This window comes from Chryseobacterium sp. HNCC26DJ241, assembly GCF_057180505.1.
In genome coordinates this window covers 1-10,953 of sequence record NZ_JBXUGL010000054.1, presented here as the reverse complement: position 1 = coordinate 10,953, position 10,953 = coordinate 1, and the positions used below count along the sequence as shown (strand labels likewise).

Genomic DNA, 10,953 nt, shown 5'->3' with positions numbered 1-10,953 from the left:
ATTACATTTTTTAATGGTAAAAGTAAGACTTGAACAGAGAAGATTTTGCAATATTTTTGAGAGCAAAAAATCACATTTTTTCAGTTATTTATTATCCTGATTTGTCAGTAAAAATGTTGTTTTCATAATAAGTACTTAAAAGAATCCGTTTCGATTATGAGACGGATTCTCTTTATTTTTGGATAACCAAAACTCAATTAGTATTTGCGATTGCGAATGAAGTTCTTGTAATACTGAAAAGTATCTACCGAATTTGAAGAAACATTTTATTCATTAGTAGGCTACAAACAATCAAAAATAAGAATTCTGAATTGTCTGTTAGTATAGAGTTAAAATCTAATAATGTTTATTTTTTATAAACTGTTTTATAAATATCTTTAATGATTTGTTCAGTATTTTCAGGGTAGAAAGAAGATAAAAGCCACAATTCCACAGGTTTTTTTTCTTCTTCGTAACTGGGTTGGATATAATTCTCATCAATTACAGAAAATCCGTTTCTTTTGTAAAAATTAATACGTCTCGAAGCCATGTCATCAAAATGAGAAGGCTCAGATTCCAGAATAATTTTTGGATATTGAGATAGTAAATTTTCAAGAATTTTTGAGCCTAATTTTTGGTTTCTAAATTCTGAGAAAACCTCAAAATGTTCCAAAAAAGCAAACTCGGAAAATTTCCAGATAACAAGATATCCTACATTTTCCTTGTTTTCAGAAACGCTTGTTATTTTTACTTTCGGGTTTTCAAAAAGCTCCAGAAATTGCGTTTCACTGCGTCTGTCATTCTCAGGAAAAGTCCGGATATAGGAATTGTAAATTTGTTTTGCTCTTGTGTCTTCTATAGAAAATATAAAACTAAATTCCATTTTTTGGTGGAAATTACAGATCAAAAACGTTGGGTCTTCTTGTGATAAAAATATCTTTTACCCAAAGCATAAATGCTAATCCAAGATAAATCAGGAAAAAAATTCCTGCTGTAGCAAATGTAGAATAAATGAAAAAAACTCTTAGTTTAGAAACAGGAATCCCAAGTTTTGTGCCCATTCTTGTGAGTACACCAAACCATTCACGTTCGATTTTATGACGAAGATTGTTAATAAATTTTGGTTCCTTCATTTTAAAATTTTGGTTCTTTTAGCAGCTCAAATCCAATGATGCAATTTAAGCAATTTTTTGTAGTGCAATAATTTTTGTGTTGATAAATAAAACTTTGGCTCTCCAATGCAGAATTTATTTTCGCACCAATATCTTTCCATTGATTGATAATAGAGTTTTTCTCAGCAGAAATACTTTTATAAAATTGAATAATTTGGATTGCAATTTCCTTATTATGATTTTTGTAATAAGTATATTTTAAAGGTAGAATTGCATTGAGAATAATAATATCGACGAAATCTTTCGTTAAAACTTTTTCATGTATGTTTTCAGAATTATTTCCGAATGTAAAACGCGAATCCCAATAGTTATTTGCTTTAATTCCGTCAAATATTGAATAAAGCTCTTCCGCATTTTTTGCTTCTATGATTTTTGAAAAAAGATTCTGTTCCCGATGATAAAGATGAGCCAATTGAGAAAGCCGTAGAGTAGGGAAGTTAGGAGGACGTAGCCGCATGAATTTTGGAGAAAATATGACATCCGATATTTGATATTTTACCTTCAGAAAATCGAACTCTCTTTTCCAGATTTTCGTTTGTTCATCTTGTGGATCTTCCAGCCAGTTTGCTTTTCCGAAAAATAGAGCTTCAAGTTGTGTTTGATTATGTCTGATTTTTTGAATGATGGAAAAATCTATATTTTCCGCCAATTCCTGAAAAACAGAAGCATTCACTTTCAATCCGAAAGAGTAGGCCAGTAGATGAAATAAAACAACTTCGTAATTGTTTTTATATTTTTTTAAATTGTTTTCGATTTCTACGGACTTTTCGTCTAATTTTTTAAGCAGATTTTCTTCATGAAAATCGAGAGGGATTTTTTCTGAATCAAATATTTTTTCACAAGGAATAAATTGGGTTTCCTGTAGGAAAGTTTCATATTTCGACAAATCTGAAAAATCAATATAATTTTTCAACTCCAGAGTAGGAATATTTTTTTCTACAATTTCCTCAATTTCCAGATCATTAATAAAAACAACGTGGAGTATGATGTTTCCAAAAGCTGAATCCTCAGAATGTTTGTGAAAGATCCAGTCGGAAGATTTAAGGTGGATTTCAATATTTCCAACCAAAACTATATTTTTCGTTTTGATTTTTGCATACAAAAAATCTGGTCCGGAATTATGATTCCATTTTCCAAAATCCAGAATTTCAATAGAATTACCTTGAGTATCTTTAAAATGAATAGTATTAAAAACCTTATAGTTCCAGAGGAATTGAAGGAGTTTTTCCGTCATATTGTGTTTTAGCGAATTTGAGTTTAGAATTATTTTTCTATGGCTAAAATTTTAGATTGAAAACTTTCAATAGTTTGTTTATACATTTCTTCATACAGAGGAAGAATGTTTTTAAGATCAAATTTTAATGCCTGATTTTTAGCGTTTATTTTCATTTGATTTAAAAGCTCTTCATCACTCAATAATTTAATGGTGTAATTGCTCATCGCTTCTACATTTCCTACTTCTGCCAAAAATCCTGTTTCTCCCTGTATATTGACTTCCGGAATTCCACCAGCATTGGAACTAATGACTGGAGTTGAAGCGGCCATTGCTTCCAAAGCGGCCAATCCGAAACTTTCCTGTTCCGAAGGTAATAGAAAAACATCCGAAATCTGTAGAATACTATATAAATCATTTACTCTTCCCAGCAAGCGAATTTTATCAATTAGAGTTGGATTTTCTTCCAAAAATTGAGAAATTTTTTCCATCTCGGGACCTTCCCCGATGATAATAAGTTTAGATTTTATTTTATTTTGAACGTTTTTAAAAATCTGCAAAACTTCTTCTACTCTTTTTACAGGACGAAGATTGGAAACGTGGATCAAAATCTTTTCATCCGGTTGTGCAAACTGTATTCTGCTGCATTCTTTGCAATCTTCAAATTCAGAATTATCAATGAAATTGGTAATCACCTGAATTTCCTTTTTTATATTAAAAAACTGTAATGTATCTTTTTTTAGACTCTCGGAAACAGAAGTAATAGTATCTGATTTATTAATAGAAAATTCAACTGCATGCTTATAGCTTGGATGTTGGCCAACTAAAGTAATATCCGTTCCGTGAAGTGTGGTTACCAATGGAATGTCTTTTCCATCTTCTTTCAGCATTTGTTTTGCCGTAAAAGCGGCATATGCATAAGGAATTGCATAATGTGCATGAAGAAGATCTAATTTATAAAGATTTACAACTCGGTAAATCATCGACGAAAGTGCAATATCATAAGGCTGATATTGAAATAACGGATAGGTCTGAACGTTTACTTTATGAAAAAAAATATTCGGGTTGGTAATGTCCAATCTTGCAGGAAGATTGTTGGAAATGAAATGTATTTCATACCCTTTTTCGGCAAGCGACATTCCAAGTTCGGTAGCAACAATACCACTTCCGCCATAGGTTGGATAACAGAGAATTCCGATTTTCATTTTTATTTTTTTAGATCAATATTTTGAATGTTAAATGTAGCAAAACTATATTCATTTGCTACTGATTTTCATTAGAATTATTCAATATTTGTTTTTGATGAAGAAGATTGAGTTTCGGCATTCTTAAAATTTGTTTTGGAAGCGGCATTCAAATCCATTCCCATCCCGAATTTTAGCACATCATTCACTAAAACAGGAAGCCTTCCGGAGATTTTAGTTTGTCCATTCAATGCATTTGCTGTGGCAATCATGGAATCTTCATTATTTTCATAGGAAACCAAAACTGTTGATATTTTAGAAATATCTACGTCTTTCAAAGCATAAGGACTTCCGAAAACATCCAATATTACATTCTGATTATTGCTAATCTCGGCTAAAATTCGTTTGCTTTCATCTGAAATTTTATAAGGTTTATAAGCGGTGGAATTGTCTTTATGAAATCCTACAATCACTTTAGAATTGGAAGGAATTGAGGAAATTTCATTGGCTTTTTTTACGATTACTGTTGTTCCCAGATTTAGCTGATTCAGAAAAGTTTGGTAAGGAGCTTCTTCCAAAGAAACATAGTAGTATGTTTCCTTGCAATTTAGAGGAAGAAGTTTTTTTTCATCTTTCAATAAAGTTAAAGCATTTGAGTAAAGATTTTGAACTAATTTTTTGTGCGAATCATTATTCAGATTATCATTAATATTTTCAGGATTTTTAGGTTCGTATTTTGAAAGTCCTAAATAATATTTAGTCAAAAGAATTTTCTTTACACTTTCTTCAACACGGCTTTGCGGAATTTCACCATTGTCTATTGCCTTTTGTATTAATTTTTTTCCTTCGGAAACACCCTGAGAAAAAAGCATAATGTCATTTCCCGCTTTGAAAGCTAAGGCATCTAATTCACCAGGTTTAAATTTATTGGCAACTGCACCCATATTCAAGGCATCCGTAATAATCAATCCTTTGAAACCGAGTTTTTCTTTTAAAAGTCCGGTTATTATTTTTTGCGAAACAGAAGCGGGAATTCCTTTTTGATTTTCTAATGTGGGAACATATAAATGTGCTACCATAACACCACCAATTCCTTTATCCATCAATGCTTTGAAAGGAGCAAGCTCAGTGGAATTCAAACGTTCCATATTATGAGAAACAACAGGTAGATCCAAATGAGAATCGGTATCGGTATCGCCATGACCTGGAAAATGCTTAATTGCAGCAAGAACATTAGAATCCTGCAAACCTGTAGAGTAGGATAGAGCGGAACTAATGACATTCTGTACATCCGAACCAAAACTTCTGTTTCCGATGATCGGATTTTTTGGATTGGTATTCACATCTACAACCGGAGCAAAATCCCAGTTAATGCCCATTCTTTTACAATCTTCTGCAATTTTTTGAGACATTTGATAAATCAGGTTTTTATCCTGAATAGCACCTAAAGTAATAGCCCATGGAAATTTATGAGCAGTAGCAATTCTCTGGAAAAGTCCCCATTCTGCATCCATGCCAATCATTAAAGGAATTTTTGATTTGCTTTGGAATTCGTTCACAAGACTAATTTCTCGCGCTGCATTGTCCTGCATTAGTATAAGACCTCCAATTTTATCATTCTCGACAATATTCCGAACCTGATTGATATGGTTTTCATCTTTGTTAGTATACAGAGCTACTATAAAAAGCTGACCGAGTTTTTCGTCTTGCGAAAGAGAATTGTAAGTGTTTTCTACCCATTTATTTGCTTTTTTTATTTCCGAATTAGAAATGTTTTTAGGCAGATATTGCGCTTTTAATATATTGGTAATTAATACTATACTAAAAAATAGTGACGAGAATTTCATTTTTTGTTGTTTAAATCTTGTTCCAACAAAAATACAAATTTAACCTTTGATATCCGATGTTATCTAAAAAATGGTATGTGTTTTGGATACCTTAAAATTAATAAATAACCCAAATAAAATTAAAATTATGAAAAGTCTTTTTTCTCTTTTACTCTTTGGTATGCTTGCTTTTTTTGTGGTAAGTTGTGACAATGATGATGATACTACTTTTGTGGATAATGATACTTATCCTGTAGTATTAGATATCAGGAATGAAAATTTCACCTATAGCTCCACTCTTGGTTACAATATTTACAAAGAATTTACCCGTCCTTTGGAAAGTACGGATATGGTGCTGATTTACAGACAAAGCGGAACTTCTAATGGAAATCCAGTTTGGCAACAGATTCCGAGAACATTGTATTTAACACAAGGGGAATTGGATTATGATTTTGATTTTACCAGAAACGATATTGTAATTTATGCGGGTGGAACTTATGATCTTTCCACCACACCACAATATCTCAACAATCAAACTTTCAGAGTTGTTCTTATCCCTGCTTCACAAGGCGGAAAAACCTCTAATGTTGATTATAGTGATTATAATAGTGTAATTCAATATTACAAAATAGATGATTCTAAAGTGAAAACATTGTAAATCATTAAAAACCCAGCATAAAAAATTCCCGATATTTTTTTATCGGGAATTTTTGATTAAAAGGTAATAATCAAGAAAAAAAATGGGGCTGTGTCATGCCGGAATCGAACCGGATAGCCTTGCCGGAATTACCGACTTCGCTATTCCTCCCCTTCAGCTGTTGACGAAGTATTTTTTCTTTACGACACTTTTATGTATTTGTAAAGAGGCAAAAGGCGAGAAAACGCTTTATATAAACCATTTTTCAGATTTATTTTCAGGAGTTGAACCTAATATAACCGAAGTAAGTTTTCTCTAACGGCACTCTTTATTTTTTTAAATCAAGGTAATAATTATAGAATCTTCCGTGCATTTGCTCTACCCGACTGAGCTACTTCTCCTTTTCGAGGGAAAAGGCAGGATTGTTCATAATTATTTTATTGTATTTTAGGAATTCACGAATACTTCGTATTTCGAACCTGCGACCCAATGTTTAACCAATCTCGAAGTATGATTCTAAAACGACACTTGATTTTTATATATATTAATTTTTCTAAAAAATTACAAGGCAAATTTTGATAAAAGCTGTCTTAAAAAATTGTCTAACCACTCGACCACGCCTTTTCAGCGAAAGGATTCGAACCTTTGTAAAAAATCGAAGTAACTCTTATCTACGGCACTTGTATAATAGTTTTTAAAACCGAGCAATTTGCGAAAAGACTCTGTCTTTTTGGAATCGAAGAAATTCTTTTCTACGGCATCGGTTATTTTTTTTAAGTTATCTGTTTTTTGTTACCGCAAAATTATCATGTTAATGCGCATTCTTTTTACGCAGATGAAATTATTTTAGATAATAATTCAAATAATTTTATGAGTCCTAAAATCGGAAGCAAGATAATTGCTCCAATAAGCAGAAAAAATCCAACTCTATTTAAAAAACTATCTTTAGATTCTTTATAATTTCCTTTTTCTCTTCCCTTTTTTTTGAAATCAGGAATGTGTTTTGTTTTCTTAAAACTATCTGATTCTAGTTCTTTTAAAATATTTTTCGCATATTCTGAAAGTTGAGTTTTATCTCCACGGAAGACAATATCTTTTAAAATAGCGTTTCCTGAATTACTCAAAGAGTTTCTGTAAAGTCCCACTGCATCTTTTATCTCTGCATTTTTAGGCTCCGACAAAATCCAGAATTTTCCAGCTTCATCTTTAAATCCAGCATCATAATAAATTTGTGCTATTTTTTCTCTCAGAGAAATATCATCAGGAAATTCGTTGATCAAATTTCTCAATCTGTCGCAGGCTTTTTTCTTTCTTCCTGCTTTCAGGTCTTCTTCAATTCTGTAGAAAATAGTTCCCATGATTTGTTTATTATTAAAAACCAAGTAACAAGTTATAAGAGTTTTTGAATATTGTTCAAATTGGAAGTTTGACGATGAAACTCTTATGATAACGACATTGGTTAGTTTAAACCGAGCAAAATATTGAAAAGACTCTTTTTTCAATTGGAAGTCGAAGGATTTCTTTTCTTACGGCATCGGTCAAACTTTAAATTTCAGTAGGTTTATATATCATATCAGGATAAGGAAAAGTATCGGTCAAACGTCTCATAAAAATCAAATAGTTTCTCAATTCGTTAAAAAATTCTTTAAAACTTCCAATGTCTCTATGCTTATATGCATGAATTGCATTACGCTTATATTGTATTTTCTTAATCCATTCAATGATATTTAGCCTTCCTTGTTCATCCCATATCTTTTGTATATCTGTAGGATAAATTTCTTTATCGAAAAAAAGCCTTAGCTTTTCAAGCATCAAAATATCAGGTTCTATTAAATAACCTTTTATATCTTCAAATCCCTTTAATGATGTTTTAGTTGTTGTGTGCTCATAATCATTATATCAAACTGATAAAAATAATTTTAATGTTCCTTCTACTAAGCTACCTAATGTTGTCCAAGCAAGTATAAGCGTCCCCTCTTCTTCTTGTGCCTTATCACATTTAAATAAATTAAGAGTTCTAGCTAAAGATGCTTGCCAATCAAGTCTAGATTTTGACATTAAATCAGAAGCCTTTATAGGTGCCCAACCATGAGAACTTTTCCAAAAGTTAGCCAATCCCTCTGTTAGTTTAATTATTCTTTTTATCACTTCTTCATCTGAATAGTTTAATACTTCTTTTTCATTCATAGGTTCATTTTTAAAATTATTTTTTTCTAGCCCCGATTGCAGCGGCATCCTTTTTCTTTAGCTTGGCTTCGACTACGCTCAGCCTGACAAAGCGGCTGGAAAGAAAAAGATACAGCGGAAAGCGGGATTAAGCTCCTAAATTATAGTAATATTCAAAACAAAAATCATTTATCATTTATCACTTATAATTAATGTAAAGCAGTGCCTTTTACAGCACTACTTTTTTTATCATTTCTACAGCTGATTTTTTGTCTTCCAAAGCATTCAGTACGTCGAAAATTTTGTCTGACCAACCTGCAATAAGGTATACATCATTTTTTCTGACATCCAACGGTTGTTTTCCGTAACCCGCCAAATCAAAAATATACAATTTTGCATTTGGGTTAAATCTTTTATACTGATTCCAAGAATTTTCAAAAGAATTTCCACCTCTATTACTATCCCAAAGCTGAGTATCGGTAAATAACATTACTTTATCTACTTTTTCACGTCTGTTTAGCAAATCTTCGATTACCAGATAACCGTTTGTGGAATAACCTACTTCACCTTCTCTTTTGTAGAATGCATCTACGTTTCTCAAAATACCGTTTTTAGGCATCGGAATTCTCTTCCAAGTGTCACCAAACATACCCGAAATTACGTTTTTGCACTGAGACTGCAACATCATCGACATTAGCAAACCAATATCATACAACAATACTTTAGACTTCGGAGAAATCGGCTGTTGCATAGAACCGGAAACGTCTGCCGCAATTACCACCGAAGTATCGAAACCAAAACCTTTGATGTTTTTTGCACTCACCATTACGGCATCTTCCAATGCTTCCAAGATGGATGACAAATATTTTGAATCGATTGTTTTCAGTTCTCTATACGCTGCCAAAAATCTGAACGGTAATTGTTTTGAATTTCTTACGGCTTTTTCGTCCGACAGATAATTACAAACTTTGTACATTGCGTCCGAAGAAACACCTGCTTCCAAAATATTTCTTAGATTTCGCAAGGTTGCCATATAACCCAATTTGTTGCTGAAAATAAGTTCTTCCCATTTGTTTTTGAAAGCCGTTTTTCTTTCTGCATCATTGGCAAATTTTGTCTGACCGAGAACAGAAAGCTCAACTTCCCAAGTGTAAGGTGTTTCTAATGAATCGTTTACGATTTTATTGAAAATAGCTTGCTGATTTTCGTCTTTTGCTTTTGGGTGAACCAAGAACAGGGCATCTTTCAAGGTAACTTCCGCTTTTCTGTTGTATTTTGCGAACTGGTATTCATCAAATTTGTTGAAAGATTTTACCAAACCTTTTTGGATTTGTTTTGATAGTTTGTTTAATTTTTTCAAATCGTTTCTATCGTTTGCCAATTGGTAATACGCCAACAATTCTGTGATTTCGTCTGCTCTTTGGATAACTCCGTCAACGGTTCTGCTTACCAAATCTGTACCCGAAATTTGTTTCGCCAATTCGGTTGTCAAAACCAACGGAATAGATCGCAAGTACATATCTTTTCTTGCATAAACTGCTAGTTTTGCCACGAATTCCGGATCGTTTTTCTTAATCAGAGACTGGATTCTTGTTAATCTGTCATTTCCCTTTTCATAGGTTGTATTGGATAATCCTGTTGTAACAACAGCACTGTATAATTCTTCTGCAGGTGTCATGGTGTATGCTTTTGCACCTTCGTAATTGTTTACTACGTTATTCGATTTTTTTAAAAAATTAAATTTCATTGTTACTGTTTTTATTGTTAAACATTTCAGAGGATTATCACTTTCTCTCTGATTTCTGATGCAAAGTAAGGATGCTTTTACGCAATGTTTTTGCGTAGTGGGAATTTTTGTGAAAATCATTTAATTTTTATTGTCAGAAAAAAATAAAATCTATCTATCATTCATTTTAAATAAAGAAATTGATGGTTTGAAACTTTTGGAAATCTGTTTTTTAGCTTTGCTTTATTGAAATTTAACTGAATGATTAAAGGATTATACGAAACACATATTCAGGTAAGCAACCTGAAAAATGCAGTAGAATTTTACACTAAAATTTTAGGATTGGAATTTGCTCATAAAGACGAAACCCGTCCGATTGCTTTTTTATGGATCGGGAAAAATAAAGAATCTATGTTGGGTTTATGGGAACAGAAAGAAAATTTGCAGAGAAGGCATTTTGCTTTTACTGTAGATAAAGATGATATTCTGAATTATTCTGTCGAATTTTTGAAGAATAAAAATTTAAAGCCTTATAATTTTTTAAGAAACGGAATTGAAGAACCAATGGTTTTTGCATGGATGCCTGCTTTAGCAATATATTTTAATGACCCTGATGGAAATCAACTGGAATTTATTTCGATCTTGGAAGGTGATGGAAAACCGGAATTGGGTGTGCTTTCTTATGAGGAATGGATGGAAACTAAAGAGAAAAACTCCCTTTTTTGAAAGGAAGTTTAATAATTATTATGTAGAATGTCAATAATATCTTTTAATTCATCTTCTTTATCTATAAAATAAGATCTCAATTCCTGATAAACGAATTCTTTGATTTCACTTTGAACTTTTGGAGTTCCTAGTTTAGATCTTGTTGCGCCTAAGTAATTTAATTCACCAATTACCGAAGCAAAAAGGATAAGATGATTCTTTAACTTAGCATTTGTTATACTAATATTCAAATTCTTTTTCCGAGATTCCCGCTTAAAAAATAGTTTCATCCCCTGAAATGTTCCATCCAAAAGTGATCCTCCTAAAGTACTCTCTTTGTAATTT

Annotated in this window: 13 protein-coding genes; 3 read left to right on the top strand and 10 right to left on the bottom strand. The window is 32.0% G+C overall.

Annotated features, from left to right (window positions below; genetic code table 11):
- Window positions 1–346: 346 nt before the first annotated feature.
- The 5 genes from AC2A1C_RS15290 to AC2A1C_RS15270 form a co-directional block, all read right to left on the bottom strand.
- Window positions 347–862 (bottom strand): GNAT family N-acetyltransferase, encoded by a 516-nt coding sequence (locus tag AC2A1C_RS15290; protein WP_484026782.1) that lies wholly within the window; start codon window positions 860–862, stop codon window positions 347–349.
- A 13-nt stretch (window positions 863–875) separates the two neighbouring features.
- Window positions 876–1,112 carry a PspC family transcriptional regulator gene (locus AC2A1C_RS15285; RefSeq protein ID WP_484026781.1) on the bottom strand — a complete coding sequence of 79 codons (237 nt, stop codon included), beginning with the start codon at window positions 1,110–1,112 and terminating at the stop codon, window positions 876–878.
- Window position 1,113: 1 nt separating this feature from the next.
- Window positions 1,114–2,385, bottom strand: a complete 1,272-nt coding sequence (locus AC2A1C_RS15280) for a DUF2851 family protein (protein ID WP_484026779.1) — start codon at window positions 2,383–2,385, stop codon at window positions 1,114–1,116.
- A gap of 29 nt (window positions 2,386–2,414) precedes the next feature.
- Entirely contained in the window at window positions 2,415–3,569 is a 1,155-nt protein-coding gene (bshA, locus tag AC2A1C_RS15275) for an N-acetyl-alpha-D-glucosaminyl L-malate synthase BshA (RefSeq protein ID WP_484026778.1), read from the bottom strand.
- Window positions 3,570–3,646: 77 nt separating this feature from the next.
- Window positions 3,647–5,395, bottom strand: a complete 1,749-nt coding sequence (locus AC2A1C_RS15270; protein WP_484026777.1) for a glycoside hydrolase family 3 protein — start codon at window positions 5,393–5,395, stop codon at window positions 3,647–3,649.
- Between the two features lie 127 nt (window positions 5,396–5,522).
- Here AC2A1C_RS15270 and AC2A1C_RS15265 point away from each other — a divergent pair, with 127 nt between their 5' ends.
- Both AC2A1C_RS15265 and AC2A1C_RS15260 read left to right on the top strand, forming a co-directional pair.
- Entirely contained in the window at window positions 5,523–6,032 is a 510-nt protein-coding gene (locus AC2A1C_RS15265) for a hypothetical protein (RefSeq protein ID WP_484026775.1), read from the top strand.
- A gap of 82 nt (window positions 6,033–6,114) precedes the next feature.
- Window positions 6,115–6,330 (top strand): hypothetical protein, encoded by a 216-nt coding sequence (locus AC2A1C_RS15260; protein WP_484026774.1) that lies wholly within the window; start codon window positions 6,115–6,117, stop codon window positions 6,328–6,330.
- Window positions 6,331–6,838: 508 nt separating this feature from the next.
- Here the strand turns inward: AC2A1C_RS15260 and AC2A1C_RS15255 are convergent.
- From AC2A1C_RS15255 to AC2A1C_RS15240, 4 genes are all read right to left on the bottom strand, one after another.
- The gene (locus AC2A1C_RS15255) at window positions 6,839–7,369 is read right to left on the bottom strand and encodes a DUF6584 family protein (RefSeq protein ID WP_484026773.1); all 531 of its coding nucleotides are present in this window, start codon (window positions 7,367–7,369) and stop codon (window positions 6,839–6,841) included.
- A 187-nt stretch (window positions 7,370–7,556) separates the two neighbouring features.
- The gene (locus tag AC2A1C_RS15250; RefSeq protein WP_484026772.1) at window positions 7,557–7,823 is read right to left on the bottom strand and encodes a hypothetical protein; all 267 of its coding nucleotides are present in this window, start codon (window positions 7,821–7,823) and stop codon (window positions 7,557–7,559) included.
- A gap of 87 nt (window positions 7,824–7,910) precedes the next feature.
- Window positions 7,911–8,198, bottom strand: coding sequence for a hypothetical protein (locus tag AC2A1C_RS15245; RefSeq protein WP_484026770.1), 288 nt, complete (start codon window positions 8,196–8,198; stop codon window positions 7,911–7,913).
- 208 nt (window positions 8,199–8,406) lie between these two features.
- Entirely contained in the window at window positions 8,407–9,924 is a 1,518-nt protein-coding gene (locus AC2A1C_RS15240; protein WP_484026769.1) for a TROVE domain-containing protein, read from the bottom strand.
- Between the two features lie 240 nt (window positions 9,925–10,164).
- Here AC2A1C_RS15240 and AC2A1C_RS15235 point away from each other — a divergent pair, with 240 nt between their 5' ends.
- A complete protein-coding gene (locus tag AC2A1C_RS15235; RefSeq protein WP_484026768.1) occupies window positions 10,165–10,629 on the top strand; it encodes a VOC family protein in 465 nt (154 codons plus the stop codon).
- 8 nt (window positions 10,630–10,637) lie between these two features.
- On the opposite strand, the gene AC2A1C_RS15230 is transcribed toward AC2A1C_RS15235, so the two are convergent.
- A partial coding sequence (locus AC2A1C_RS15230) for a hypothetical protein (protein ID WP_484026767.1) occupies window positions 10,638–10,953 on the bottom strand: 316 nt, incomplete at its 5' end.

Bases quoted from the DNA above. Each gene is read 5' to 3' on its own strand.
- AC2A1C_RS15290 (WP_484026782.1), bottom strand. From the start codon at position 862: ATGGAATTTAGTTTTATATTTTCTATAGAAGACACAAGAGCAAAACAA.
- AC2A1C_RS15285 (WP_484026781.1), bottom strand. From the start codon at position 1,112: ATGAAGGAACCAAAATTTATTAACAATCTTCGTCATAAAATCGAACGT.
- AC2A1C_RS15280 (WP_484026779.1), bottom strand. From the start codon at position 2,385: ATGACGGAAAAACTCCTTCAATTCCTCTGGAACTATAAGGTTTTTAAT.
- bshA (WP_484026778.1), bottom strand. From the start codon at position 3,569: ATGAAAATCGGAATTCTCTGTTATCCAACCTATGGCGGAAGTGGTATT.
- AC2A1C_RS15270 (WP_484026777.1), bottom strand. From the start codon at position 5,395: ATGAAATTCTCGTCACTATTTTTTAGTATAGTATTAATTACCAATATA.
- AC2A1C_RS15265 (WP_484026775.1), top strand. From the start codon at position 5,523: ATGAAAAGTCTTTTTTCTCTTTTACTCTTTGGTATGCTTGCTTTTTTT.
- AC2A1C_RS15260 (WP_484026774.1), top strand. From the start codon at position 6,115: ATGGGGCTGTGTCATGCCGGAATCGAACCGGATAGCCTTGCCGGAATT.
- AC2A1C_RS15255 (WP_484026773.1), bottom strand. From the start codon at position 7,369: ATGGGAACTATTTTCTACAGAATTGAAGAAGACCTGAAAGCAGGAAGA.
- AC2A1C_RS15250 (WP_484026772.1), bottom strand. From the start codon at position 7,823: ATGCTTGAAAAGCTAAGGCTTTTTTTCGATAAAGAAATTTATCCTACA.
- AC2A1C_RS15245 (WP_484026770.1), bottom strand. From the start codon at position 8,198: ATGAATGAAAAAGAAGTATTAAACTATTCAGATGAAGAAGTGATAAAA.
- AC2A1C_RS15240 (WP_484026769.1), bottom strand. From the start codon at position 9,924: ATGAAATTTAATTTTTTAAAAAAATCGAATAACGTAGTAAACAATTAC.
- AC2A1C_RS15235 (WP_484026768.1), top strand. From the start codon at position 10,165: ATGATTAAAGGATTATACGAAACACATATTCAGGTAAGCAACCTGAAA.